This window comes from Sporichthya brevicatena (assembly GCF_039525035.1).
Taxonomy (GTDB): domain Bacteria; phylum Actinomycetota; class Actinomycetes; order Sporichthyales; family Sporichthyaceae; genus Sporichthya; species Sporichthya brevicatena.
In genome coordinates, this window is sequence record NZ_BAAAHE010000018.1 from 14,407 (window position 1) to 40,201 (window position 25,795).

Here is a 25,795-nt window from a genome sequence, read left to right on the forward strand (position 1 = left end):
TCCGCACATGCGAAGGGCCCCTGGGTGACACCCAGGGGCCCTTCGTCTGAAGCTAGGTCAGTTCTGATGCTGCTTCAGCAGATCAGCTGTGCACGTCGTACCGGTCGAGGTCCATGACCTTGCTCCACGCGGCGGCGAAGTCCTTGACGAACTTCTCCTTCGCGTCGTTCTGGCCGTAGACCTCGGCGGTGGCGCGCAGGATCGAGTTGCCACCGAAGACCAGGTCGGCCGCGGTGGCCTCCCACTTGACCTCGCCGGTCTGGTAGTTCTTGCCCTGGTAGACGCCCTCGGCCGTGCCGGTCGACCACTCGGTGTCCGGGTCGAGCAGGTTGACGAAGAAGTCGTTGCTCAGGACACCGACGCGATCGGTGAGCACGCCGAGCTTCGAGCCGCGGTAGTTCGCACCGAGCACCCGCAGACCGCCGACGAGCACGCTCATCTCCGGGGCGGACAGGCTCAGCATGAACGCCTTGTCGAGCAGACGGGTCTCGGCGCCGACCTTGTCGCCCGCGCGCTGGTAGTTCCGGAACCCGTCCGCCTTCGGCTCGAGCACCGAGAAGGACTCGACGTCGGTCATGTCCTGGGTGGCGTCGGTGCGGCCCGGGGTGAACGGCACGGTGATCTCCACGCCGCCGTCCTTGGCCGCCTTCTCCACCGCGGCGGTGCCGGCGAGGACGACCAGGTCCGCGAACGAGACCTTGGCGTTGCTGGTCGCGTTGAACTCGGCCTGGATCTCCTCGAGGCGAGCGAGAACCTTGGCCAGCTCGCTCGGGTCGTTGACCTCCCAGTTGCGCTGCGGCTCGAGGCGGATGCGACCGCCGTTGGCGCCACCGCGCTTGTCCGTACGACGGAAGCTGGACGCCGCGGCCCACGCCGTCGAGACCAGCTGCGAGACCGACAGGCCGGAGCCGAGGACCTTCTCCTTCAGCGCCGCGATCTCCGCGTCGCCGATGAGGGCACCCTCCTGCGCCGGGACCGGGTCCTGCCAGATCTGCGCCGGCGGGACCCACGGGCCCTTCAGGCGCGAGACCGGACCCATGTCACGGTGGAGCAGCTTGTACCAGGCGCGCGCGAAGGCGTCGGCGAACTCGTCCGGGTTGTCCTTGAACCGGCGGGAGATCGCGTCGAACTCCGGGTCCATCCGGAGCGCCATGTCGGCCGTGGTCATCATCGGCGCGTGCTTGATGTTCGGGTCGTGCGCGTCCGGCACGGTCCCGTCGCCGGTGTTGCCGACCGGCTTCCACTGCCACGCACCCGCGGGGCTCTTCGTCAGCTCCCACTCGTAGCCGTAGAGCGTCTCGAAGAAGCTGTTGTCCCACTGGGTCGGCGTCGGCGTCCACGCGCCCTCGATGCCGGAGGTGACGGTGTCACGGCCCTTGCCGGTGCCGTTCGCGTTCTTCCAGCCGAGGCCCATGCTGTGGATCGGGCAGCCCTCAGGCTCCGGGCCGACGAGGTTCGGGTCGCCGTTGCCGTGCGCCTTGCCGAAGGTGTGGCCACCGGCGACGAGAGCGACGGTCTCCTCGCTGTTCATCGCCATGCGGCTGAAGGTGAGGCGGATGTCGTGCGCCGAGGCGAGCGGGTCGGGCTTGCCGGCCGGGCCCTCCGGGTTGACGTAGATCAGACCCATGGAGACGTTGCCGAACGGGTCCTCCGGCATGTCGAGCGGGCCGTCGCCGCTGTAGCGCTCGTCGCCGAGCCAGGTGTCCTCCGGGCCCCAGTTGACCTCCTCGGGCTCGTACACGTCCGGACGACCGAACGCGAAGCCGAAGGTCTTAAAGCCCATGTCCTCCATGGCGACGTTGCCGGCGAGCACCAGCAGGTCGGCCCAGGAGAGCGCGTTGCCGTACTTCTGCTTCACCGGCCAGAGCAGACGGCGGGCCTTGTCCAGGTTGCCGTTGTCCGGCCAGGAGTTGAGCGGCGCGAAGCGCTGCTGACCGCCACCGGCGCCACCGCGGCCGTCCTCGATGCGGTACGTCCCCGCGGCGTGCCACGTCATGCGGATGAACAGCGGGCCGTAGTGGCCGTAGTCCGCGGGCCACCAGTCCTTCGAGTCGTGCATCACGGCGATGACGTCGCGCTTGACCGCCTCGTAGTCGAGGCTCTCGACCGCCTTGGCGTAGTCGAAGTCCTCACCCAGCGGGTTGGACGCCGGCGAGTTCGTGTGCAGCACCGACAGGTCGATCTGGTCGGGCCACCAGTCCTTGTTGGTGCGGGGCCTGGCCGTCTTCGGGGTCGGTGAGGCCAACTTCGGGTTTTCCGACTCAGACACGAGGGTCCTTCTTCCTATGTGTTTCCGGGCGATTTGAGCGGTCGTGTTTCGAGCTCACGTCGTGGTGCCGGAGTAACTCCGGCGTGCGTCGGGTGCGCACGAGGGGCACAGGCCCCAGTAGATGACCTCGGCCTCGTCGAGGACGAAGCCGAGGTCGTCCGACGCGGTGAGGCAGGGAGTCTCCCCCACCGCGCAGTCGACGTCGGCGACGGTGCCGCAGGAGCGGCAGACGACATGGTGGTGGTTGTCCCCCACCCGCGACTCGTAGCGGGCCACGGAGCCGGCCGGTTGGATCCGCCGGACGAGACCGGCGTCGGTCAGCGTGTGGAGCGAGTCGTACACGGCCTGGTGCGAGACCTCGGGGAGCTCGACCCGGACCGCGCGGATGATCGAATCGGTGTCGGCGTGCGGGTGGGCGTACACCGCGCGCAGCACGGCCACCCGCGGGCGGGTGACGCGGAGCGTGGCCTCGCGCAGCATCTGGGGGAAATCCAAGATCGTCGCCACGCCCCCGAGTCTTGTCCCTTTTCTTGAAACAGTCAAGAAAGGTTGGTGCGGCGCGGCCGACCTCACAGTGCCCTGCGGAGGCGTCCGCTTTGGCAGGATCGAATCCGTGACGACGCCTTCCGCACTCCACGTCGACCGCGGTGGGTCCGGTGCCCCCACCCTCCTGCTCCTGCACGGCATGGGAGGGTCCGGCGCCCTGTGGAACCCGCTGGCCGAGCACCTCGCGAAGGTCTGGCCCGGGTCGTGGGTCGCCCCCGACCTCCCCGGCCACGGCCGCTCGGGCCCGGACCCCGAGGGCGAGTACACCTACGACTCGCTCGCGGCCGCCGCGGCGGGCGTCCTCTCCCCCGGCAGCCGCGTGGCCGTCCTCGGCCACTCGCTCGGCGGGGCGATCGGACTCGCCCTGGCGGCGGGCGACTACGGCGTCACCGTCAGCGGGGTCGTCGGCGTCGGCATCAAGGTGCGCTGGACCGAGCAGGAACTTGCCGGCGTCCAGGCGCTCGCCGCCCGTGGGGCGCAGGTGTGCGCGACGCGGGAGGAGGCGGCCGAGCGTGCGGTGAAGGCCGCGGGTGTCGCGGGGTTGTTCCCCCTCGACGCGCCGGAGGTCGACTCCCTGGTGCACCCGGTCCGCGACGCGTGGCGGCTCGGGTTCGACCTGCGCGTGCTGACCGTGGGCGCCCCCGACATGACGGGGTGGCTGGCGACGACCGCCGAGCGCGGCGTCCCGGTCACGCTGGCCGCGGGCGAAGGTGACCCCATGTCGCCGCGCGAGCACCTGGCGGAGTTGGTGGCGGAGCCGGTCATCCTGCCCGGTCTGGGGCACAGCGCCCACGTCGCCGACCCGGCTGCCCTGCTTCCCCTCGTGGAGCGCCTGACCGGGAGCTGAACACCCGGCCGTTCCGGGATAGAAGACCCCACGACCCGGGTACGTTCCGCGGCATGGTCCTGCCGAGCGTCGTCGTGGTCGACGACGCACCCGAGGTACGCGCTCTCGTGCGGACCGTGCTCGAGGTGTCCGACCAGCTGACCGTGGTCGGCGAGGCGGCGGACGGCGCGGCCGCGGTCGACGTCGTGGCCGACCTGCAACCGGATCTGGTGCTGCTCGACGTCTCGATGCCCCGCATGGACGGCCTTCAGGCCCTTCCCAGGATCCGGGAGGTTTGCCCGACCAGTCGCGTGGTCATGTTCACGGGGTTTGCCGAACAGGGTCTGGCGGATCGCGCCCGGTCCCTCGGCGCGGTCGGTTTCCTCGAGAAGTCCGCGTCCCTGACCGACTTGGTGGAGACCTTGCTCGATGCAGTGTCCACCGGTCCGGTGCCTGTCTCCCCCACCCTGGCGGCGCAGACCGACCGGCTCGACGCCGCCGTGCTCGCCGAACATCTCGAGCGGTTCCGCGAGGTCTTCGAGGACGCTGCGATCGGGATGGCGACGATGACGCTCTGCGGGCATCTCGTGCGGGTGAACCGGACGCTCGCCGACCTGGTCGGCCGCTCGGTGAAGGACCTCGTCGGGCTGCGGTACGACACCCTCGCCGGTGCGGACCTCGTCGCGGAACCCCTGCGCCGGATCCTCGACGGCGAGGACGTCGTCCGCGTCGAGCACGACCTGGTCGGCGGCGAGCGCAGTGTGGTCGCCACATTCGTCAGCGTGCGCGACTCCCGGAACCGCCCGCTGTACGTGTTCCTCCAGATGCAGGACGTCACGGCGCAGCGCGGGGCCGAGGAGGAACTGCGCCGGAGCGAGGAACGCTTCCGACTCCTCGTCGACGCCGTGCAGGACTACGCGATTTTCATGCTCACCACTGACGGCATCATCGCGAGCTGGAACGTCGGGGCGCAGCGGATCAAGGGCTGGGCGGCCGAGGAGATCGTCGGCCGGCACTTCCGGGCGTTCTACCCGCCGGAGCAGCAGGAGTCACAGCACCCCGAACGCGAGCTCGAATGGGCAATCCGCGACGGGCGCTACGAGGAAGAGGGCTGGCGCCTGCGCAAGGACGGCTCCCGGTTCTGGGCGAACGTCGTGATCACCGCGGTGCACGACGCGGACGGTCGGCACATCGGCTTCACCAAGGTGACGCGAGACATGACGGAGCGTCAGGAGATGCTCAACCACCTCGCGGCCATGAACCGGAAGCTCAAGAACGCCGCCGACCAGCAGGCCGACTTCCTCGCCGTCACGGCTCACGAACTCCGCACGCCGGTCAGTGTGCTGAGCGGGTCGGCGAAGTTGTTGTCCGAGCACTTCGACGAACTCACCGAGACCGATCGCGCCGAGCTGTTCGAGTCCATGGGCAGCAGCGCGCTGCGGTTGCGCCGTCTGCTCGACGACCTGCTCACCGCGTCCCGGTTGCAGTCGGGGACGGTCGAGTTCCGGGTCAGCAGCAGCGAGCTCGCGCCCCTGCTCGCCGCCGCCGTCTCCCGCGCGCAGGGCTCGAACCCGGGAGCGCGCATCACCATGTCGGTTCCGCCGGACCTCGTCGTCGACGTCGACACCGACCGGATCGCGCAGGCGGTGGACAACCTGATCGACAACGCGGTCCGGCACGGGACGCCGCCGGTGCAGGTGACGGCCGTGGGCACCGCGGACGGCGTCGAGATCTGCGTGAGCGACGCGGGGGCCGGCGTCCCGGCCGAACAGCGGTCGCAACTGTTCCAACGGTTCGCCACCGGCCAGCGCCGGACCGGCACCGGTCTCGGGCTGTTCATAGTCCGCGAGCTGGCCCGGGCGCACGGGGGCGAGGCGCGGTACGAGCCTCCGACCGCGGACCAGCCGTCCGGAGCCTTCGTCCTCGCACTCCCCCGGGTCGACCGTGACGTTGCCTGAGGCCCCGTCACCCATCCGGGTCGTTCTGGTCGACGACGCCCCGGACATTCGTCGGCTGCTGCGGATCTCCCTCCGCACGTACGGTGGCTTCGAAGTCGTGGGGGAGGCGGGCAACGGCGCCGAAGCGGTGGCGCTCGCGCGTGCACTCCGACCCGACGTCGTCGTGCTCGACCTCGGTCTGCCGGACATCGCCGGACAGGAGGTGCTGATCCAGATCCGCGCCTCGGTGCCGGAGACCAAGGTCGTCATCTTCTCGGGCCTCGAGAACGTCGACCGCGCCTGGCTCGTCGAGCACGCCGCCGGGTTCGTCCTCAAGCACACCGACCTCGAGTACCTGATCAAGCTGCTCGAGTCCGTCGGTCGCCAGGAGTCACGCCGGCAGGCCCAATTCACGCTCGAGCCGCAGCTGCGGTGCGTCGCGGCCGCGCGCCGGTTCCTGTTCCGGACCCTGAGCGACTGGGAGGTCACCGAGCTCTACGGTGACTCGGTGATCGTGGTCAGCGAACTCGTCACCAACGCGATCACGCACGCCCCGTCCCCGGGCGAGCTCCGCCTGTCGCTGCTGCCCGACGTCCTGCGCGTCGCCGTCACCGACGCCGGCACGGGCGCGCCTGAGCCCCGGCACGCGAGTTCCACCCGGGAGGGCGGCCGCGGGCTCTACCTGGTCAACGCGCTGACCTCGGCGTGGGGCATGGAGCCGCTGCCCGACGGAGGCAAGGTCGTCTGGGCGGAAGTGACCCGCGACGCGGTGGTGCCGGAACCGTGAGCGGGTCCGAGCACCTGTCAGCACTCGAGACCGCCGAGCTCCTCGCGGAACTGACGGCGAGCAACGCCCGCTTCGCGCAGATCGCGCGGACGCTGCAGCGGAGCCTGCTGCCACCGGTGCTGCCGGCGCCCGAGGGGCTGGACCTGTGCGGGGTCTTCCACCCATCGCGGGAGGGCCAGGACGTCAGCGGCGACTTCTACGACGTCTTCCCGGCGGGGCGCAGCGACCTGATGCTCGCGCTCGGCGACGTGTGCGGCAAGGGCGCCGAGGCGGCGGCGATCACGGCCATCGCCCGGCACACGATCCGCGCGGTCGCGCCGGATCTGCGGTCCCCCGCCCACATCCTGCGCCGGCTGAACGACACGATGCTCGGGCACGACATCGACGAGCGCTTCTGCACGGTGGTGCTCGCGCGCGTCCCCGCATCGTCGACGGAGTCCGGCTCTCGGTCTGCACGGCCGGCCATCTGCAGCCGGTCGTGGTCCGCGCCGACGGCCGCGTCGAGCGCGTCGGACTGCCGGGGTCGTTGCTCGGGTTGTTCCCCGACATCCGCCTGCTCGAGGAGACCGTGCAACTGCGGCGCGGCGACATGATCGTGGCGTTCACCGACGGGGTCACCGAGGCCCGCGACGGCGACGAGCAGTTCGGCGACCAGCGGACCGAGAAGCTCCTCGCGGCGTCCGCCGGACTGTCGGCGACCGAGACGGCCGGCATCCTGCTGGACGAGGTGCTGCGGTTCGCCGGCACCAGCGCACGGGACGACATTGCGATCCTGGTGCTGCGCGTCCCGCCTCCCCCACCCGCCTGACGTTCCGTCAGGTCTCGTAGGCCTCGAGCGGGTCGCCGACCTCGATACCGCGATCGGTGATCCGGTACCGGCGCACCTCGGGCTCGTGCGCGCTGGCCCGGGTCTTCAGCACGGTGACGGCGCGTTTGATCCGTGAGTCCGACCGCACGTACTGCAGCAGGATCACGTTGTCGCTCATGTTCGAGACGCCGAGCTCGGAGAGCCGGTTGAGGTGGAACAGGTCCGGCACCTCCATCGTCAGGAACACGCTGACGCCGCGGGTCGCGCACCGCTGCACGAAGGAGTAGACGTACTCGCGGAAGCGGATGGGATCGGGGGAGGCGTGCGCGAGGTCGCCGAGGCTGTCGACCATCAGCCGGCTGGCGCCCGTCCGCTCGGCCCGTTCGAGAACGGTGTGCACCCACTCGTCGACGTAGAGGTCGACGGACGATCGGTAGAGCAGATCGATCTGAGGGTGCGACAGATCCCAACCGAAGCCGGCGGCCGCCCGAGCGAGCTGCGTCGGGTTCTCCTGGAGCGTGGCGATCAGCCCTCGCTCGCCGGTTTCGGCGCCAGCGACGATGAAGCTCATCCCGAGGACGGTCTTCCCGACCCCGGACGGGCCGGCCGCGAGCGTCGACGACCCGGGCCAGTAGCCCCCCGTCATCGAGTCGAGCACCGAGATCCCGGAGGTGAGGCGCTGCTCGCTGAACGGATAGCTGTGCTGGTCCGGGGGGTCGGCGAGGCGGGGGAAGACGTGGAGTCCGTCCGCGGAGAGGCGGTACCCGTGCTGGCCGGACATGAAGTCGCTGCCGCGCAGCTTGAGGACCTGGAGCATCCGCATCTGCCGCTCGGAGCTCATCTCGGAGCTCAGCGAGATGATGGCGTCCGCGACGGCGAACTCGGGCTCGCGGCTGATCTCGTCCGCGTTGTACTCGCCGACCCACAGCGCGGCGGCGCCGGTGGCGGACAGCCGGGCCGCGATGTCGTGGAGGAACCAGCGGAAGTCGCTGGGCTCCTGCGCGAAGGCGTGCAACGCCTTGAAGCTGTCGATGACGATGAGCCCGGGCCGGTGCTCGGCGATGACCGCCTCGAGGCGTTCGACGAACGCCGGCAGCCCCCGCTCGTCGAGGACCCCGCCGAGGTCCTCGTAGAAGGCGTACTTCCCGACGGCGTCCTCGTCGAAGAACGACAGGCTCCGGCCGTAACGGAGGATCTTCTCCATCGGCTCGGAGACCGTGGAGACGTAGAGCGAGGGCCGTTCCGGCGTCGCGTTCGCGAACACGATCTGCTGGGCGAGGAGCGTCTTCCCCGTCCCCGGGTCGCCGGTGATCATCGTCAGCGCGTCGTCCCAGATCCCGCCTCCGAGCACCTGGTCCAACCGGGGGATGGCCACTGGACAGTCGTGCGGACACCGCGTTCCTCCCGTCCTCGCCCCGCGACCCTAGCGGCCCCGCGCGGCTCCGCCGGGCCCCTTCCCCGGTCCCGCCCCGTTCACCCACCCGCGGCTGGGGGTGACGAGCGAACGACGTGAGTGGTGGAGACGAGGGGACTTGAACCCCTAACCCCTGCCTTGCAAAGGCAGTGCTCTGCCAGTTGAGCTACGTCCCCGAGATGCGGGGTCCAGGCTAGCGCCTCAACCTCTGCGGCGCGTCGCGGCCATCCGGGCCGGAGGATGGGCGCAGACACCCGCAGAAGACACCCGCAGAAGATGCGAACGCCCCCGCCCGGACCGGGCGAGGGCGTCAGCGTCGGTGGAACGTCAGCGCACCGGGTCGGTGGCCTCGGCCCACAGGTCCTGCTCTGCCTTGCCGGCCTTCAGCTTCTTGAACGCCAGCGCACCCCCGGCCGCGGCGAGCGCGGCCAGCACGAGCTTCTTCACGTCGTTCCCTCGCCTTCGATCGATGGAGAGGGCGCCAGGCTAACGCACGGCCCGACAGCGGGCGTGACCTGCACCACGCCGAGTCAGGCGCCGGCTTCCACGAAGCGCCGGAGACCGTCGAGGGCGTCCGACATCAGCCCGGCCATCATCGAGGCGGCGGCCTGGGGCTCCACGTCCGCGCCGTAGACGACCAGGGCGCCGTCGCGGTCCTCGAGGACGTCGATGGTGGCCAGGTGCGCCTCGATCGGCAGGCCCGAGCGGATGGAGTGCTGGAACCGACGGAGCACCTGGTCGTTGGTGACAATCTCCTCGGTGATCACCGGGCCGTTGTGGATCTCGTACTGCCGGGTCGAGCCGCTGGCCGACGAGCGCGCGATCGCGGGTACCCAGGACGCGACGGCGGCGGCGTCGCTGACGACCTTCCAGACGACATCCGCCGGAGCGGCGATGCGGGTGTGGACTCGGACCGAGGTCATGGCGGGCTTCCCCTGTGTTACCGAACGGTAGGTCTGTTAGCTCCATCCTGCCTCGTGCAGCGCGGACGTGCGTCAGGAACCCCGTAACGTCGGGGTCTCGACGTCCCGCGAGTCCCGGAGCGAAAGATGGCAGACCAGTTCGAAACGATCGTTTATGCGACCGACGGCCCCGTCGCCACGATCACCCTGAACCGTCCTGACGAGCTCAACACGATCGTCCCGCCGATGCCCGACGAGATCGAGGCGGCGGTGAACCTGGCCGCCCGGGACCGCGCGGTGAAGGTGATCGTCCTGCGGGGCGCCGGCCGCGCGTTCTGCGCCGGTTTCGACTTCGGCGACGGGTTCCACCAGTGGGACGAGGTGCTCTACACCGACGGCAAGTGGGACCCCGGCAAGGAGCTCGTCACCAACAGCTCCCCGACGCTCGGGTTCGTCCCGAAGTTCATGAGCCTGTGGCACAGCCCCAAGCCGGTGATCGCGGCCGTCCACGGCTGGTGCGTGGGCGGCGGGAGCGAGCTCGCCCTGTGCGCCGACATCGTCGTCATGAGCGAGGACGCCCGGATCGGGACCCCGTACTCCCGGATGTGGGGCTGCCACCTCGCCGGCATGTGGATCTATCGGCTCGGGCTGGCCCACGCAAAGGAGCTGGCGCTCACCGGCCGGGCGCTGTCCGGCGTCGAGGCCAAGGCCCTCGGCCTGGTCAACGACGCCGTCCCGTTCGAGCGCCTGGAGGAGACGGTCTTCGCCCTCGCCGACCGGCTGGTCACGATCCCCCAGTCCCAACTCACCGCGATGAAGACGGTCGTCAACCAGGCCTACATGAACATGGGCCTGGGGAGCACCCAGCTGCTCGGGACGATGCTCGACGGGATGCTCCGGAACACCCCGGACGCGCTCGAGTTCATCCGCCTCGCGGAGCAGGAGGGCGCGTCGGCGGCCGTGGCCCGGCGGGACGCGCCCTTCGGCGACTACTCCCAGGGCGAGCGGCCGAACCCTGAGAACGTGCTCGACGTGCAGCCGCGCCGCTGAGCGGCGCGTGGTCCTGCGGGTGAAGCAGTGGGTGGGCCTAGGTGGACTTGAACCACCGACCTCTTCCTTATCAGGGAAGCGCTCTAACCAAGCTGAGCTATAGGCCCGGGGACCGGAGAAAGATACCCCAACGTCGAAGGCCTCACCCAATCGGATCGGGTGAGGCCTTCGATACAGGTTCGGTTACTCCTCTTCGGCGAGGGTGACCTCGACGCCGCCGACCAGGTCGGTGGAGATGTTGTACAGGTACGCGCACAGCGTGGTGAGCGCCGTGATCATCACGATGTCGACCAGCGCCACGATCGTCGCCATGCCCAGGACGCGAGGCAGGGAGAAGAACGCGACGACGTCGAAGCCGGACGAGCCCTCCTCGCCGCTGATGTCGTCGACGGTGCTGGCGACGGTCGAGAAGAAGCCCATGAAGTCCAGCAGCAGCCAGAGCAGCGCCACCGCCACGAGCAGGATCACGCCGAGCGCGACCGAGAACAGGAACGAGACCTTCATCACCGACCAGGGGTCGATGTTGGCGATCTTGAGGCGAGCGCGACGCACGCGCGGGGCGCGGAGGGCGTCGCTGCTCTTGGTCCGGCCGAGCCGCGAGCGGGGGATCGGGGCGTCGGACTTCAGCGGCTCCGCCTTCTCCCGCGCCGAGCCGGCACGGGAGGGGGCGAGCGGGACCTTCTTGACCGGCTTCGCCGGCGGCGCGTCCACCACGGCGGACGCGGCCTTCGCCGGAGCGGACGAACCGGACGAGCCGCCGTTGGCCGACGCCGAGGCGTTGACCGGGGCGCTCGCGCTGCCGTTCGCCGAGGCCGGGACGCTGACCGGCTCCGCCGGCGTCAGGACCTCGCCGTCGCTGACCGCCGGAGCGGCCACGATCTCGGGCTCGGTCTTGCGCTTGTCGGCGGTCGCCGTGGCGGCCTTGGCCTCACGCTTCGCTGCCTTGGCCTCGGACCTGGACTCGGACCTGGACTCGGAAGCGCCGTCGTCCCCGCCCTTCTTGTCGGCGTCGGACCCACCCCGTCCGATGCCGAAGCGGGACAGCCCCCCGCGGCCTTCCTTCGAGCTCATGGCTCAGTCCTCCCGATCGTCGGCGCCTCCCCCGGAGCCGCCATGATCATCCCCGCCACTGTCGTCCGCCGTGGGCACCGACACCGAATCGGAATCTTCTTCCGTCCCGGTTTCGGAGTCCTCGTCCGAGGTCTCCGCGTTGCGCGCGATCGCGACGACACTGTCACCGTCGGCCACATTGATCAGCCGTACGCCCATGGTGGCACGACCTGTACGCCGAGGATCAGTACTTGTAATAACCGTTCGGATGACTCCGCCGTTCGAAGTGATGGCAAAAAGCTGCTCGCCTTCGGTCACGACCTCGGCACCGACGAGTTCGCCACGCTCGTCCGTTGTCTTCGCGGCCAAGGTGCCGAAGCCGCCGCGACCCTGGATCCGGTACTCGTCGCAAGCGGTCCGCTTGATGAACCCGTTCGCAGTAGCCACCACGAGGTCGGAGTCCGGGCGGACCAGCGCCATCGAGAGCAGGCTGTCGCCCTCCCGCAGCGCCATGCCGCGCACACCGCCGGTCGCGCGGCCCATCGGACGGAGCGCGCTGTCGTCCGCCGTGAAGCGGATCGACATCGCCTGCCGGCTGACGAGCAGCAGGTCGTCCGTGGGGGAGACCAGGACCGCGCCGATGACCTCGTCGTCCTCACGCAGGTTGATGGCGATGACGCCGCCCTGGCGCGGGGAGTCGTACTCGGCGAGCGCCGTCTTCTTCACCTGACCGCTGCGCGTGGCCAGCACCAGGTACGGCGCGACCGAGTAGTCACGCAGGTAGACGACCTGCGCGATGGTCTCGTCCGGCTGGAACGCGAGCAGGTTCGCGACGTGCATGCCCTTGGCGTCCCGCCCGGCATCGGGCAGTTGGTACGCCTTTGTCCGGTACACCCGGCCCTTGTTCGTGAAGAACAGGATCCAGTGGTGAGTCGTCGTCACGAAGAAGTGCTCGACGATGTCGTCCTGGCGGAGCGAGGCTCCGCGGACGCCCTTCCCGCCGCGCTTCTGCTCGCGGTAGAGCGCCGTGGAGGTCCGCTTGGCGTAGCCACCGCGCGTGATCGTGACGACCACGTCCTCCTCGGCGATGAGGTCCTCCATCGAGACCTCGCCCTCCCAGGGCAGGATCTCGGTGCGGCGCTCGTCGCCGTACTTCTCGACGGTGGCCGCGAGCTCCTCGGAGATGATCTGACGCTGCTTCTCCGGCGAGGCGAGGATCGCGTTGTACTCCGCGATACGGGCCATCAGCTCGTCGTACTCGTCGATGATCTTCTGGCGCTCGAGGGCCGCGAGGCGGCGCAGCTGCATGTCGAGGATCGCGGTCGCCTGCAGCTCGTCGATCTCGAGCAGCGCCATGAGGCCCGAACGCGCCTCCTCGACCGTGGGGCTGCGCCGGATGAGCGCGATGACCTCGTCGAGGGCGTCGAGCGCCTTGAGCAGCGCGCGCAGGATGTGGGCGCGCTCCTCGGCCTTGCGCAGGCGGTACTGCGTCCGCCGGACGATGACCTCGATCTGGTGAGCGACCCAGTGGCGCACGAACGCGTCGAGACTGAGCGTGCGGGGCACACCGTCGACGAGCGCGAGCATGTTGCAGCCGAAGGTGTCCTGCAGCTGGGTGTGCTTGTAGAGGTTGTTCAGCACGACCTGCGCGACGGCGTCGCGCTTGAGGACGATGACGAGGCGCTGGCCAGTACGGGCCGAGGTCTCGTCGTTCAGCTCGGCGATGCCCTGCAGCTTGCCGTCGTTGACGAGCTCGGCGATCTTCGTCGCCAGGTTGTCCGGGTTGACCTGGTACGGCAGCGCGGTGACGACGAGCTGGGTCCGCCCCTTGGCGTTCTCCTCGACCTCGACGACGGCGCGCATCGTGACCGAGCCACGACCCGTCCGGTACGCATCCTGGATCCCGCGCAGCCCGATGATCTGAGCACCCGTCGGGAAGTCCGGGCCCTTGACGCGCTCGAGCAGCGCCTCGAGGAGCTCTTCCTTCGAGGCCTCGAAGTTCTCGAGGTACCACTGCACGCCGGCCGCGACCTCGCGGAGGTTGTGCGGCGGGATGTTCGTCGCCATGCCGACGGCGATGCCGGCGCTGCCGTTGACGAGCAGGTTCGGGAACCGGGCCGGCAGGACGTCGGGCTCCTGCTGGCGCCCGTCGTAGTTGTCCGAGAAGTCGACGGTCTCCTCGTCGATGTCCCGGAGCATCTCCATCGCGAGCGGCGCGAGGCGGCACTCGGTGTACCGCATCGCGGCGGCGGGGTCGTTGCCCGGCGAACCGAAGTTGCCGTTGCCGTCGACCAGCGGCATCCGCATCGACCACGGCTGCGCCAGACGCACGAGGGCGTCGTAGATCGCGGAGTCACCGTGCGGGTGGTAGTTGCCCATGACGTCGCCGACGACGCGGGCGCACTTGTTGTAACCCCGGTCCGGCCGGTACCCACCGTCGTACATCGCGTAGAGCACGCGGCGGTGCACCGGCTTGAGGCCGTCACGGACGTCCGGAAGTGCGCGCCCCACGATCACGCTCATCGCGTAGTCGAGGTAGGAGCGCTGCATCTCCACCTCGAGCGCGACCGGCTCGATGCGGTCGCCCGGCGGCGGGGGCGGCGGGGCTGACGAAGTGTCAGATGTCAAGGAATCGCACGTCCTTCGCGTTGCGCTGAATGAAGCTGCGGCGGGACTCGACGTCCTCGCCCATCAGGATCGAGAACAACTCGTCGGCCAGGGCGGCCTCGTCGAGGGTGACCTGGAGCAGGATCCGGGTGGCCGGGTCCATCGTGGTGTCCCACAGCTCCTGCGCCGGCATCTCGCCGAGACCCTTGAAGCGCTGGATGCCGTCTTCCTTCGGGATCTTCTTTCCGGCCTCGGCGCCGACGCGCAGCAGCGCGTCGCGCTCGCGGTCGGAGTAGGCGTACTCGACGTTCGACTTCCCGCCGGGCCACTTGATCTTGTAGAGCGGCGGCTGCGCCAGGTACACGTGGCCGGCCTCGACGAGCGGCTTCATGAAGCGGAAGAGCAGCGTCAGCAGCAGCGTCCGGATGTGCTGGCCGTCGACGTCGGCGTCGGCCATCAGGATGATCTTGTGGTACCGGAGCTTGTTGATGTCGAACTCGTCGTGAATACCGGTGCCCAGCGCCGTGATGATCGCCTGGACCTCGGTGTTCTGGAGGACGCGGTCGATGCGCGCCTTCTCGACGTTCAGGATCTTGCCGCGGATCGGCAGGATCGCCTGCGTCATGGGGTCGCGGCCACCGACCGCGGAGCCACCGGCCGAGTCACCCTCGACGATGTAGAGCTCGCACTTCTCCGGCTCGCGTGACTGACAGTCCCTCAGCTTGCCCGGCATGCCGCCACCGGTGAGCAGACCCTTGCGGCCGCGGGCGAGGTCGCGCGCCTTGCGCGCCGCCATGCGCGCGGTCGCGGCGTCGATCGCCTTGCGGGCGATGATCTTGCCCTCTTCGGGGTTCTGCTCGAACCACTGACCGAGCCGGTCGTTCAGCACCGTCTGCACGAAGGTGCGCGCCTCGGTGTTGCCGAGCTTGGTCTTCGTCTGACCCTCGAACTGAGGCTCCGACAGCTTGATCGACACGATCGCCGTCAGGCCCTCGCGGATGTCCTCACCGGTGAGGTTCGGGTCCTTGTCCTTGAGGATCTTCCACTCGCGGCCGAACTTGTTGACCAGCGACGTGAGCGAGGAGCGGAAGCCTTCCTCGTGCGTGCCGCCCTCGTGGGTGTTGATCGTGTTCGCGAAGGTGAACACCGACTCGTTGAACGTGGTGTTCCACTGCATCGCGATCTCGAGCGCCATGTGGCGCTCGGTGTCCTCGGCCTCGAACGACAGGATCGTCTTGTGGTGCTCGCCCTTGGCCTCGTTCAGGTGGCGGACGTAGTCGACGATGCCGCCGGGGTACATGTAGCGGACCGATCGCGCGTGGGCGGGCTCGGTCTGCTCGATGGTCTCGTCCTCGACCTCCACCGCACGCTCGTCGGTGAGGGAGATCGTCAGGCCCTTGTTGAGGAAGGCCATCTCCTCGAACCGACGGCGCAGCGTCTCGAACGTGTAGTTCGTGGTCTCGAAGATCTCCGGGTCGGCCCAGAAGGTGACCGCCGTCCCGGTGCGGTCCGTCGTCTCCCCCTTCGCGAGGGGAGCCTCGGGGACACCACGGCGGTAGGCCTGGCGCCAGACGTAGCCGTCGCGGTGGATCTCGACCTCGACCCGGGTCGACAGCGCGTTCACCACGGAGACACCGACGCCGTGCAGACCACCGGAGACCGCGTAGCCGCCGCCGCCGAACTTGCCGCCGGCGTGCAGGACGGTGAGGACGACCTCGACGGCCGGCTTCTTCTCGACCGGGTGCTCGTCGACCGGGATGCCGCGGCCGTTGTCGACGACGCGGACGCCGCCGTCGGCCAGGATCGTGACGTCGACCTGGTCGCAGAACCCGGCCAGAGCCTCGTCCACAGAGTTGTCCACAACCTCGTACACCAGGTGGTGGAGGCCGCGCTCGCCGGTGGAGCCGATGTACATGCCGGGGCGCTTGCGGACCGCCTCCAGGCCCTCGAGGACCTGGATGGCGCTGGCGTCGTACGAGCGCAGTTCGCCGTTGTTGTTCGGCTGAACCGTGGACGCTTCCGCGGGGGCCGGGTCGGAGTTCGGATCTGCGATGGTGCCGGTCGCCGTACTGTTGCTGTCGACCACGAAAGCCGCCGTTCCCTCCGTCGAGCCCGGTCCGGCCCGGAAGGCCGACACCGCGCGTGTTCCGCTCCAGTCTAGCGGTCGAAGGGGACACACCCGCGCCGCCACGGCCTCTGGACGCGTCACAGGCGCGTCGAACCCCCGTTTACGTGTCCCCCCACACGGGCCCGGGTCGAACCGTCAGGACGGGCGGCGCGAAAACGTACGGTCTATACCCAGGGAGTTGTCCCCAGGTGTGGAAAAACCTGGGGGTCACCGGTTCGGCTCACCCGTAGGTGTCGCGCGGTCCGCGCCCGTCCTGCACCCGCAACCGGCCCTTGCGCCAGCTGGGACCGGTGGGGCCCTTGACGTCGATCCGCAGCACGGAACCGTGCCCGAGTTCGGTGTTCAGCCGGCGCACGATCTCGGGGGCGAGCAGGCGCAGCTGGGTCGCCCAGGCTGTGGACGACGCCCGGACGGTCAGCACCGACTCCTCGTAGGAGACCGGTTCGGCGTGCGCCGCGATGTCGGAGCCCACGATCTCGGCCCAGCGGTCCATCGCGTTGCCCATCGCGGCCGGGACCTCCCAGCCGCGCTCCGCGATCAGGCCGGCTAGCGCGTCGGAGATCAGCTGGGGATCGCGCGACCCACCCGAGCGGCGCTCGGTCCGGCGGGGTGCGCTGCGCGGACCGGGGGTGCGCGCCCGTTCCCGCGCCGCGGCCCGCGCCTCCGCGAGCGCGGCTCGCGCCAGGTCGATCCCCGACAGCCCGGCGACGGCGTCCGCGGGCGGGCCGGAGGGGGAGTCGCCGGCGTCCGGGGAGACCGGCGGGTCAGCAGACACGGCGGACCTCGCCGGCCATCACGTCGTACCGGGCGCCGCTGAGCTCCTCGGGGACGTCGCCGGGCACCGCCGCGGTGATCAGCACCTGCTCCGCGCGGCCGACGAGTTCGGCCAGGCGGGCACGGCGCTGGGCGTCGAGCTCGGCGAACACGTCGTCGAGGATCAGGACCGGGTCCATGCCGGACGCGCCGGTCTCGCGGAGCAGTTCGTAGGACGCGAGCCGTAAGGCGAGCGCGTACGACCAGGACTCCCCGTGACTGGCGTAGCCGCGCGCCGGCAGCGGGCCGAGGTGGAGCACGAGGTCGTCGCGGTGCGGGCCGACCAGCGAGATCCCCCGGTCGAGCTCCTGCGAACGTGCGGCCGAGATGGCCTCGAGGAGCTGGGCGGAGAGCAGGTCCCGGTCGGCCCCGAGCTCGACCTCCGGTCCGAGGGAACTCTTGTAACTCATGGTCGCGGGCCCGCCGCCCGAGGAGACCTCGTCGTAGGCCTTCGCCACCAGGGGCTCGAGCGCCGCGACCAGGCGCAACCGCGCCGCGAGCAGGTCCGCGCCGGCGGTCGCGAGGTGCGAGTCCCACACCTCGAGCGTCCGCAGGTCGCCCTTGCCGGAGCGCACCGTGGCGCCGGCCGTCTTGAGCAGCGCGTTCCGCTGCTTGAGGACGCGGTCGTAGTCCGCCCGGACGCCCGCCATCCGTGGGGACTGCACGGTGAGCAGCTCGTCGAGGAAGCGCCGGCGCTCGGACGGGTCGCCCTTGACGATCGCCAGGTCCTCGGGCGCGAACAACACGGTCCGCAGCAGGCCGAGCACCTCGCGCGGGCGCGGCACGTCCGCGCGGTTGATCCGCGCCCGGTTGGTCCGGCCCGGCCGGATCTCCAGTTCGACCAGCGCGCGGCGGTCGTCCCGGACGATCCCCGCCCGCACGGTGGCGCGCTCGGCGCCGAGGCGCACGAGCGGAGCGTCCCCGGCCGCGCGGTGACTGCCGAGGGTCGCGATGTAGCCGATCGCCTCGACCAGATTTGTCTTGCCCTGGCCGTTGAACCCGATGAACGCGCAGGCCCCGGGCACCAGCTCGATCTCCGCGGCGGCGTAGGACCGGAAGTCCGTCAGCGCCAGCGAATCGAGGTACACACCCTCATTCTCCGTCCCGGCGCCCGGCCGAGCGAGACCGGTGCGGAGTGTCGGGCGACCGATTCCGGCGCCCGGAGTTGCAATCCGCCTCAGCCGACCGGCGGGGTGACGTCCGCGCCGGGCGCGTCCGCGCCCTTCTCGACCGAACCGGCGGCCGAGGTGACCGCGTGGCCGCCGAACTGGTTGCGCAACGCCGCGATCACCTTCATCGCCGGGGAGTCGTCCTGCCGCGACCCGAAGCGCGCGAACAGGGCGGCGGTGATCACGGGCAGCGGTACCGCGTGGTTGATCGCGGCCTCCACCGTCCAGCGGCCCTCGCCCGAGTCCTGCGCGTAACCGCGCAGCTCGGACAGGTCGTCGTCCGCCTCGAGCGCCCGGTCGAGCAGGTCGAGCAGCCAGGACTGGATGACCGTGCCCTTGCGCCAGGACTTGATGACGGCGGGGACGTCGGTGACCACGTCGGACGCCGCGAGCAGCTCGTAACCCTCGGCGTAGGCCTGCATCAGGCCGTACTCGATGCCGTTGTGGACCATCTTGGTGAAGTGGCCGGCGCCGACGCCGCCGGCGTGCACGAATCCGAACTCGCCCTCGGGCTTGAGCGCGGTGAAGATCGGCATCAGCCGCTCGACGTCCGGGTCGGCGCCGCCGACCATCAGGGCATAGCCGTTGGTCCGGCCCCAGACACCACCGGAGACACCGACGTCGACGAACCCGATGCCGCGGTCGCCGAGGTGGTTCGCGTGCTCGAGGTCGTCGGTCCAGCGGGAGTTGCCGCCGTCGATGACGACGTCACCGGGGGAGAGCAGCTCGGCCAGCGCGTGGACGGTGGCGGTGGTCGGGCTGCCGTGCGGAACCATCACCCACACCGCGCGGGGCGCAGCCAGCGCGTCGACCAGCGCCTTCAGGTCCGCGACGTCCGACTTGGCGGGGTCGTTGTCGAATCCCACGACCTCGTGCCCGGCGGCGCGGAGCCGCTCGGACATGTTGCCGCCCATGCGGCCGAGCCCGACCATCCCGATCTGCATGTGTGTGTTTCCTGTCGTTCGTCCGTACGCGCCGCACCCGAAGGGCCCACCGGCCCCGCCCGGGTGTTACCCGGAGAGACGGACCGGCATGAGCAGGTGACGGTACTCGCTGTTCTCCGCCGCGCCGTCGCCGGTCGAGCCGGTGATGACCGCCGGCTTGGTCGGCGTGGTGAACGCGAGCCGGGCGTGCGAGGTGTCGAGCGCACCCAGACCGTCGAGCAGGTAGGTCGGGTTGAACGCGATCGCGATGTCCGGACCGTCCAGGTGTGCCTCGAGCGCCTCGGACGCCGACGCCTCGTCGCCGGAGCCCGCCTCGAGGACCAGCTCACCGGCCGCGAACGACAACCGGACCGGGGTGTTCCGCTCGGCGACCAGCGACACGCGGCGGACGGCCTCGAGGAACGGGGCGGTCGCGACGGTCGCGTACGACAGCGACTCCGACGGCAGGAGCGAGCGGTACTTGGGGAAATCACCCTCGAGCAGGCGCGACGTGGTGCGGCGACCGCTGCTGGCCAGGCCGACCAGACCCTCGCCGGTGGTCCCGGACGAGAGCGCGAGTTCGACCTCGCCGTTCATCGACTTGGCCGTGTCGGCCAGCGTCTTGGCCGGGACCAGTGCCTGCACGGACGTGCCGGGCTGCTCCGGCTTCCACGTGAACTCGCGGATCGCCAGGCGGTAGCGGTCGGTGGCCGCGAGGGTCACCGTCTCGCCCTCGATCTCGATCCGGATGCCGGTGAGGATCGGCAACGTGTCGTCCCGGCCGGCCGCGACCGCGACCTGGGCGACCGCGTGGGCGAACACGTCGGCCGGCACCGTGCCGGAGCGGGTCGGCATGTCCGGCAGCGTCGGGTAGTCCTCGACCGGGAGCGTCAGCAGGCTGAACCGCGCGCTCCCGCAGACGAGGTTGACCTTCGTGCCGTCGACGGTGATGTCGACCGGCTTGTTGGGCAGGCTCTTGCAGATGTCGGCCAGCAGGCGGCCGGACACGAGCGCCCGGCCCTCCGCCGCGATGTCGGCCGAGACTTCCGCCCGCGCGGACACCTCGTAGTCGAAGCCGGACAGCGCCAGCCCGTTCTCGTCCGCCGACAACATCAGGCCCGCCAGCACCGCCACCGGCGGACGGACCGGAAGACTCCGGGCTGTCCACGCGACCGCTTCGGCCAGAACGTCACGCTCGACCCGGAATTTCACCGGTCATCGCCTCCACTAGTCCGGGCGAACCCGGGAAGTACAACCCCGTTGGCAGACCTCGCGGACTTTCCGACCCGAGGCTGGAACCGGACGGTCCGCCGGTACGTCATAGCGCGCAAGTCTGACAGGCGAGGATCTCCCCAGATGCTCCCGGTTCCAGGCTTGTTGTGTCCATTCTCCGGAGATCGAGAAGTAGTCGTTCTTCTTAGGAGCGGTGGATTGTGTGGACAGCCGCGTCTGCCCAGGTCAGCGACGGGTCGGCGTCCACGGGCCCTGTGGGCATCCGGTGGGGCGGCCGTGCACGAACGACACGTTCGGGCGCTCGGGCCGGATTCGTGCGATTCGTCCCCACGTCCGATGCACAGCCTCGTCCCCGGATCGTTCACCGGCCATCCACATCCGCGCGGTCGACAAACGCCGAACGATCATTCTCTTAGAGATTTTTCAGCATCCACAGGGTTGTACACACCTGTGGGTTGGTGACAAAGGCGTCACTCAGGTGCCGGACAGCCGGCCGGCGCCGGACCGCGCTCAGGCGTTGCGGGTCTGCTGCTTGATCCGGTTCGTCAGCTCGGTGACCTGGCTGTAGACCGAACGGCGCTCGGCCATGAGCTGGCGGATCTTGCGTTCGGCGTGCATGACCGTGGTGTGGTCGCGGCCGCCGAAGGCCTGACCGATCTTCGGCAGCGACATCTCGGTGAGCTCGCGGCACAGGTACATCGCGATCTGGCGCGCCGTCACGAGCACGCGTGAGCGGGACTGTCCACAGAGGTCGTCGATCGAGATCCCGAAGTACTGCGCGGTCTGCGCCATGATCGTCGCGAGCGAGATCTCCGGGCCCGTGTGATCGGGAATCAGATCCTTGAGGACGATCTCGGCGAGCGAGAGGTCGACGACCTGCTTGTTCAGGCTCGCGAACGCGGTGACGCGGATCAGCGCGCCCTCGAGCTCGCGGATGTTCGCCGAGACCTTGCCGGCGATGTACTCCAGGACCTCCGGGGGAGCGTCCAGGCCCTCCTGAGCGGCCTTCTTCCGCAGAATCGCGATGCGGGTCTCGAGCTCGGGCGGCTGGACGTCGGTGATCAGGCCCCACTCGAACCGGTTGCGGAGGCGATCCTCCAGCGTGACCAGCTGCTTCGGCGGCCGGTCGGAGGTGATGACGATCTGCTTCGAGGAGTTGTGGAGCGTGTTGAACGTGTGGAAGAACTCCTCCTGCGTCTGCTCCTTGTTCTCCAGGAACTGGATGTCGTCGATGAGCAGGACGTCGACGTTGCGGTAGCGGGCCCGGAAGCTTTCTGCCCGACCGTCACGAATCGCGTTGATGAAGTCGTTCGTGAACTCCTCCGAGCTGACATAACGGACCCTCAGTCCGCGGAACAGCCCCGAGGTGTAGTGCCCGACGGCGTGGAGCAGGTGGGTCTTCCCCAGGCCGGAGTCGCCGTAGATGAACAGCGGGTTGTAGGCCTTCGCCGGCGCCTCGGCCGCGGCGACCGCCGCGGCGTGCGCGAACCGGTTGCTCGAACCGGTGACGAACCGTTCGAAGACGTACTTGGGATTCAGCCGCGCATCGGTGTCGGTGTTGATCTCGGACAGCCGGACGGCCGGGGGGTCGCTGAGGTCACCGCCGGCGACGCGGTCGCCCTCCCCGCCGTCGTCCCAGTCCTCGTCGTCGGTGGCGCCGGGGGCGGCGTCGGAGTTCGCGCCCTCGTCGACGGTCACCGCGATGCGGACGTCCTGACCGGACTCGCGGGCGAGGGCCGCGGTGAGCTGCTCGCGCATGCGGGTCTCGATGATGTCCCGGGCGAACTCGGTCGGCGCGGCGAGCACCGCGGTGCCCTCCACCAGCGCGATCGGCCTGGTCAGACGCAGGAAGGCCCGGTGGTTCTGCGGCAGGTCGGCGAGGGTCGGGTCGAGCAGGGCGCGGTTCCAGAGCTGGGTCAGGTTCGGATCGTGGTCCGTCACGTCGGCGCCCCTCAGCGGTTCGAAAAATTGATCCCCGGTTGTGGGGGGATCTGGTGGATTATGTCGGTTCGCGCAAGGTCTGCCGACCCTCGTCCACAGACCGATCCACACCCTGGGGACGAGTGTGCGTACCCGCCGGTTTGACCGTCCGCGAGGGGGGTGCGTACCGTGTCCAGGTCGCGCTGCGGTGGCGTGTGATTCCGTGCGCCCGCCGATGCCCGTCGCGACCCCAGACCCAGCAGGAGAGTCCCCGTGAGCAAGCGCACCTTCCAGCCGAACAACCGCCGTCGCGCCAAGACGCACGGTTTCCGGCTGCGCATGCGGACCCGCGCCGGCCGGGCGATCCTGACCGCGCGCCGAGCCAAGGGCCGCGCGCGCCTTTCCGCCTGATCGCGGACCATGCTCCCCGCCGGGAACCGGCTGCGCCGCGCCCCGGACTTCGCTGCCGCCGTTCGTGGTGGCCGTCGCGCCGGTCGACCTGCGCTCGTGCTGCATCTGCGCGCGCCGGCGGAGCCGGCGTCGCTCCCGCCCCGCGTCGGGCTGGTCGTGGGCAAGGCTGTGGGTCCGGCCGTCACGCGCAACCGCGTCAAGCGGCGACTGCGCGAGGTCATGCGACCGCGCCTGAGTGCGCTCCCCCCGGGGTCGATCCTGGTGCTCCGCGCGCTGCCACCGGCCGCGGCCGCGAGCTCGGCCGATCTGGCCGCCGACGTCGACGCGGGTCTCGCCCGGCTGGTCCGGCGATGAAGTACCTGTTCATGGGCCTGATCCGGCTCTACCAGTGGACGGTCAGCGCCTGGCTCGGGCCGGTCTGCCGGTTCTACCCCTCGTGCTCGCACTACGGGTACGAGGCCTTCCGGGTGCACGGCACGTTGCGTGGCGGCTGGTTGACCGCCCGTCGCGTCGTCCGGTGCAACCCCTGGAACGCCGGTGGCCTGGACTTCGTCCCGGAACGGCGTTCGCGTAGATTTCGCAGTTCACAGTCAGTCCAGGGAGTCACCCGGTGAAGATCTTCGAACCGCTGTACGACGCCGTTTCGTGGATCATCCTGACGTTCCACACCGGGTTCGACAGCCTCGGCCTGAGCCCGAGCTGGTCGTGGTGCCTGGCGATCGTGTGCCTGGTCGTCGTCATCCGCATCCTGCTGATCCCGCTGTTCGTGAAGCAGATCAAGTCGATGCGCGCCATGCAGCAGCTGCAGCCGGAGATCAAGAAGATCCAGCAGCGGTACAAGGGTGACCGCGAGCGGACCTCCCAGGAGCTGATGAAGCTCTACAAGGAGCACAACACCAACCCGCTGGCCAGCTGCTTCCCGATCCTGGCGCAGGCGCCGATCTTCTTCGCGCTCTACCGCGTGCTGAACAGCGTCTCGAAGGAACAGGCCATCGGCGTTCTCGACCTCGAGGACGTCCGCAGCGCGCGGGACGCGGTCTTCCTCGGAGCGGGGCTCGACGACAAGTTCGTCGGTGCCGACTCCCTGACCGTGCAGATCGTCACGGTCATCATGATCCTCGCGATGAGCGGGTCGCAGTTCTACACGCAGCGCCAGCTGATGACGAAGAACATGCCGGCCAGCGCGATGGAAGCTTCGCCCTTCATGCGTCAGCAGAAGGTCATGATGTACCTGTTCCCGATCATGTTCGCGGTGTTCGGGATCAACTTCCCCGTCGGCGTCCTGCTCTACTGGCTGGTCTCGAACTTCTGGTCGATGGGCCAGCAGATGTACGTCATCCGGCGCATGCCCGCCGTCGGCAGCAAGGCGCACGACGCCATGCTCAAGCGGCAGGAGAAGAAGGGCAAGAAGCGGCCGGACGAGGCGGTGACCAGCGCGTCCGACGATTCTGACGATCCGTCATCGAAGCCCTCGGGCCCGTCCGCGCCGGTGCGGGCGCGCGGCCCGCAGCCGGCCAAGAAGGCGGCCGCCAACGGGACGCCGGGCGTCCGGCAGCAACCGCAGCGCCAGCCCAAGAGCAAGCGCGCCGGTTCCAAGAAGCGTTAGCACCACCAGGTCGATCGGACCGCGCCTGGCGTGCGGATCGGTTGCCCGCCGACCACGAAGGAGATCCACGCGGTGAGTCAGTCCGCAGAGCCCGCCGTCGACGACCTCGACCGCGACGACGTCGAGAGCACCGACGGCCCGAACGACGCTGCCACCGAGAACGGCGAGGGCGAGGGCGCGAAGCGTCGGAGTCCCCGGAAGCCGTCGAAGGCCCGCCTCGCCGAGCTCGAGCAGGAGGGCGAGATCGCGGCGGACTACCTCGAGGGTCTGCTCGACATCGCCGACCTCGACGGTGACATCGACATGGACGTCGAGGGGGACCGCGCGGCGGTCTCGATCGTCGGCGCCGATCTCAAGCAGCTGGTGGGCAAGGACGGCCAGGTGCTGGAGGCGCTCCAGGAACTCACCCGCCTCGCGGTCCTGCGGGCCACCGGGGAGCGCAGCCGGCTGATGCTCGACATCGGGGGCTACCGCGCCGCCCGGCGTGAGGAGCTCACTGCCCTCGGCCGCACGTCGGCCGAGGAGGTCAAGGCCAGCGGCAAGTCGGTGAAGCTGGCCCCGATGACCCCGTTCGAGCGGAAGATCGTGCACGACGCGATCGCCGAGGCGGGGCTGCGCAGCGAGTCGGAGGGCGAGGAGCCCAACCGGCGCGTGGTGGTTCATCCCGCGTGAGCGCCGGGCCGCCGGTCGCCCAGCTCGCGCCGTCGCCCTCCGAGGCGGCGCGCGAGCTCTTCGGCGAGCGGTTGGCCGTGGCCGAGGCCTACACGCACCTGCTGGCGACGGCCGGTGTGGAGCGGGGGCTGATCGGCCCGCGGGAGGTGCCCCGTCTGTGGGAGCGCCACCTGCTCAACTGCGGCCGGATCGGTCCGGAGCTGCGGGCGGGGGAGAAGCTCGCCGACGTCGGCTCCGGAGCCGGCCTGCCCGGGCTCGTCGTCGCCCTGCTGCGGCCGGACGTGCCTGTCACCCTGATCGAGCCCATGGAGCGGCGGACCACCTTTCTGGTGGAAGCGGTGGCGGAGCTCGGGCTGGAGAACGTCACCGTGCGCCGGGACCGCGCCGAGTCCGCCCGGAATCTGTTCGGCACGTTCGACGTCGTCACCGCGCGCGCGGTGGCTCCCCTGGAGAAGCTCGCCGACTGGACCGTCCCGCTGCTGCGGTCCGGCGGCCGGCTGCTGGTGTTGAAGGGTTCGTCCGCCGCGGACGAGCTCGCCGCCGCTCTTCCCCGACTCACCGCGCTCGGGGTGGTCGACCCCCAGGTGCGCAGCCTCGGCCCCGCCGGGGACCCCACGACCGTCATCGATGCCGTTGTTTCACGTGAAACGCGGCGCCAGGCAACGAGGTAAGGCCAGATCAACGAGCAACGGTTTCACGTGAAACATGTCGTCGGGCCCGTCGG

Annotated in this window: 25 protein-coding genes and 2 tRNA genes; 12 read left to right on the plus strand and 15 right to left on the minus strand. The window is 69.9% G+C overall.

The features are described from left to right. Positions 1–82: 82 nt before the first annotated feature. Together katG and ABD401_RS12060 are read right to left on the minus strand one after the other, a co-directional pair. Positions 83–2,269 carry a catalase/peroxidase HPI gene (gene katG, locus ABD401_RS12055; protein ID WP_344604975.1) on the minus strand — a complete coding sequence of 729 codons (2,187 nt, stop codon included), beginning with the start codon at positions 2,267–2,269 and terminating at the stop codon, positions 83–85. A 54-nt stretch (positions 2,270–2,323) separates the two neighbouring features. Beyond that, positions 2,324–2,776 carry a Fur family transcriptional regulator gene (locus ABD401_RS12060; RefSeq protein WP_344604976.1) on the minus strand — a complete coding sequence of 151 codons (453 nt, stop codon included), beginning with the start codon at positions 2,774–2,776 and terminating at the stop codon, positions 2,324–2,326. A gap of 106 nt (positions 2,777–2,882) precedes the next feature. Between ABD401_RS12060 and ABD401_RS12065 the strand changes: the two genes are divergently transcribed. Genes ABD401_RS12065 through ABD401_RS12085 form a run of 5 tightly spaced genes read left to right on the plus strand, consistent with a single transcriptional unit; the run spans position 2,883 to position 7,173 of the window. Further along, the gene (locus tag ABD401_RS12065) at positions 2,883–3,662 is read left to right on the plus strand and encodes an alpha/beta fold hydrolase (RefSeq protein WP_344604977.1); all 780 of its coding nucleotides are present in this window, start codon (positions 2,883–2,885) and stop codon (positions 3,660–3,662) included. A gap of 53 nt (positions 3,663–3,715) precedes the next feature. Continuing rightward, on the plus strand, positions 3,716–5,599 hold the full coding sequence (locus ABD401_RS12070; protein ID WP_344604978.1) for a PAS domain S-box protein: 1,884 nt from the start codon (positions 3,716–3,718) through the stop codon (positions 5,597–5,599). Then, positions 5,586–6,365, plus strand: a complete 780-nt coding sequence (locus tag ABD401_RS12075; protein ID WP_344604979.1) for a response regulator — start codon at positions 5,586–5,588, stop codon at positions 6,363–6,365. Before ABD401_RS12070 ends, ABD401_RS12075 begins: the two co-directional genes overlap by 14 nt. Beyond that, the gene (locus tag ABD401_RS12080; protein ID WP_344604980.1) at positions 6,362–6,958 is read left to right on the plus strand and encodes a PP2C family protein-serine/threonine phosphatase; all 597 of its coding nucleotides are present in this window, start codon (positions 6,362–6,364) and stop codon (positions 6,956–6,958) included. Before ABD401_RS12075 ends, ABD401_RS12080 begins: the two co-directional genes overlap by 4 nt. Beyond that, positions 6,844–7,173: a PP2C family protein-serine/threonine phosphatase gene (locus ABD401_RS12085; RefSeq protein ID WP_344604982.1), complete on the plus strand. Its 330-nt coding sequence runs from the start codon at positions 6,844–6,846 to the stop codon at positions 7,171–7,173. Before ABD401_RS12080 ends, ABD401_RS12085 begins: the two co-directional genes overlap by 115 nt. Before the next feature lie 7 nt (positions 7,174–7,180). Here the strand turns inward: ABD401_RS12085 and ABD401_RS12090 are convergent, their stop codons facing one another. The 4 genes from ABD401_RS12090 to ABD401_RS12105 form a co-directional block, all read right to left on the minus strand. After that, complete coding sequence (locus tag ABD401_RS12090) at positions 7,181–8,548, minus strand: DUF7125 family protein (protein ID WP_344604984.1); 1,368 nt, start codon at positions 8,546–8,548, stop codon at positions 7,181–7,183. Between the two features lie 139 nt (positions 8,549–8,687). After that, a tRNA-Ala gene (locus ABD401_RS12095) sits at positions 8,688–8,763 on the minus strand. A 151-nt stretch (positions 8,764–8,914) separates the two neighbouring features. Then, on the minus strand, positions 8,915–9,034 hold the full coding sequence (locus tag ABD401_RS12100) for a DLW-39 family protein (protein WP_019874431.1): 120 nt from the start codon (positions 9,032–9,034) through the stop codon (positions 8,915–8,917). A gap of 83 nt (positions 9,035–9,117) precedes the next feature. After that, positions 9,118–9,510 carry an SRPBCC family protein gene (locus ABD401_RS12105; protein ID WP_344604986.1) on the minus strand — a complete coding sequence of 131 codons (393 nt, stop codon included), beginning with the start codon at positions 9,508–9,510 and terminating at the stop codon, positions 9,118–9,120. A 126-nt stretch (positions 9,511–9,636) separates the two neighbouring features. Here ABD401_RS12105 and ABD401_RS12110 point away from each other — a divergent pair, with 126 nt between their 5' ends. After that, the gene (locus tag ABD401_RS12110; RefSeq protein WP_344604988.1) at positions 9,637–10,539 is read left to right on the plus strand and encodes a crotonase/enoyl-CoA hydratase family protein; all 903 of its coding nucleotides are present in this window, start codon (positions 9,637–9,639) and stop codon (positions 10,537–10,539) included. A gap of 32 nt (positions 10,540–10,571) precedes the next feature. Here the strand turns inward: ABD401_RS12110 and ABD401_RS12115 are convergent. From ABD401_RS12115 to dnaA, 9 genes are all read right to left on the minus strand, one after another. Beyond that, positions 10,572–10,646 (minus strand) — tRNA-Ile (locus ABD401_RS12115). Positions 10,647–10,722: 76 nt separating this feature from the next. Continuing rightward, complete coding sequence (locus ABD401_RS12120) at positions 10,723–11,610, minus strand: DUF3566 domain-containing protein (RefSeq protein WP_344604990.1); 888 nt, start codon at positions 11,608–11,610, stop codon at positions 10,723–10,725. A gap of 3 nt (positions 11,611–11,613) precedes the next feature. Continuing rightward, a complete protein-coding gene (gene gyrA / locus ABD401_RS12125) occupies positions 11,614–14,139 on the minus strand; it encodes a DNA gyrase subunit A (RefSeq protein WP_425566124.1) in 2,526 nt (841 codons plus the stop codon). A gap of 67 nt (positions 14,140–14,206) precedes the next feature. After that, on the minus strand, positions 14,207–16,180 hold the full coding sequence (gyrB, locus tag ABD401_RS12130) for a DNA topoisomerase (ATP-hydrolyzing) subunit B (RefSeq protein WP_344605057.1): 1,974 nt from the start codon (positions 16,178–16,180) through the stop codon (positions 14,207–14,209). Between the two features lie 364 nt (positions 16,181–16,544). Continuing rightward, complete coding sequence (locus ABD401_RS12135) at positions 16,545–17,099, minus strand: DciA family protein (protein ID WP_344604994.1); 555 nt, start codon at positions 17,097–17,099, stop codon at positions 16,545–16,547. Further along, a complete protein-coding gene (gene recF / locus ABD401_RS12140; protein WP_344604996.1) occupies positions 17,089–18,225 on the minus strand; it encodes a DNA replication/repair protein RecF in 1,137 nt (378 codons plus the stop codon). Before recF ends, ABD401_RS12135 begins: the two co-directional genes overlap by 11 nt. An 89-nt stretch (positions 18,226–18,314) precedes the next feature. Continuing rightward, positions 18,315–19,250, minus strand: coding sequence for a phosphogluconate dehydrogenase (NAD(+)-dependent, decarboxylating) (gene gnd / locus ABD401_RS12145; RefSeq protein ID WP_344604998.1), 936 nt, complete (start codon positions 19,248–19,250; stop codon positions 18,315–18,317). Positions 19,251–19,316: 66 nt separating this feature from the next. After that, positions 19,317–20,441, minus strand: a complete 1,125-nt coding sequence (dnaN, locus tag ABD401_RS12150; protein ID WP_344605000.1) for a DNA polymerase III subunit beta — start codon at positions 20,439–20,441, stop codon at positions 19,317–19,319. Positions 20,442–20,972: 531 nt separating this feature from the next. After that, a complete protein-coding gene (gene dnaA / locus ABD401_RS12155; protein WP_344605002.1) occupies positions 20,973–22,403 on the minus strand; it encodes a chromosomal replication initiator protein DnaA in 1,431 nt (476 codons plus the stop codon). A gap of 252 nt (positions 22,404–22,655) precedes the next feature. On the opposite strand from dnaA, the gene rpmH reads away from it, so the two are divergent. The 6 genes from rpmH to rsmG all read left to right on the plus strand — a co-directional run bounded on the left by rpmH (position 22,656) and on the right by rsmG (position 25,742). Next, positions 22,656–22,793, plus strand: a complete 138-nt coding sequence (gene rpmH, locus ABD401_RS12160) for a 50S ribosomal protein L34 (RefSeq protein ID WP_019874415.1) — start codon at positions 22,656–22,658, stop codon at positions 22,791–22,793. 9 nt (positions 22,794–22,802) lie between these two features. Continuing rightward, a complete protein-coding gene (gene rnpA, locus ABD401_RS12165) occupies positions 22,803–23,147 on the plus strand; it encodes a ribonuclease P protein component (RefSeq protein ID WP_344605004.1) in 345 nt (114 codons plus the stop codon). Beyond that, the gene (gene yidD, locus ABD401_RS12170) at positions 23,144–23,407 is read left to right on the plus strand and encodes a membrane protein insertion efficiency factor YidD (protein ID WP_344605006.1); all 264 of its coding nucleotides are present in this window, start codon (positions 23,144–23,146) and stop codon (positions 23,405–23,407) included. The genes rnpA and yidD overlap by 4 nt, the downstream gene beginning before the upstream one ends. Further along, positions 23,404–24,399, plus strand: a complete 996-nt coding sequence (gene yidC / locus ABD401_RS12175) for a membrane protein insertase YidC (protein ID WP_344605008.1) — start codon at positions 23,404–23,406, stop codon at positions 24,397–24,399. Before yidD ends, yidC begins: the two co-directional genes overlap by 4 nt. Positions 24,400–24,642: 243 nt before the next feature. After that, entirely contained in the window at positions 24,643–25,071 is a 429-nt protein-coding gene (locus tag ABD401_RS12180) for a Jag family protein (RefSeq protein WP_344605059.1), read from the plus strand. Next, positions 25,068–25,742, plus strand: a complete 675-nt coding sequence (gene rsmG / locus ABD401_RS12185; protein WP_344605010.1) for a 16S rRNA (guanine(527)-N(7))-methyltransferase RsmG — start codon at positions 25,068–25,070, stop codon at positions 25,740–25,742. Before ABD401_RS12180 ends, rsmG begins: the two co-directional genes overlap by 4 nt. Positions 25,743–25,795: the final 53 nt, after the last annotated feature.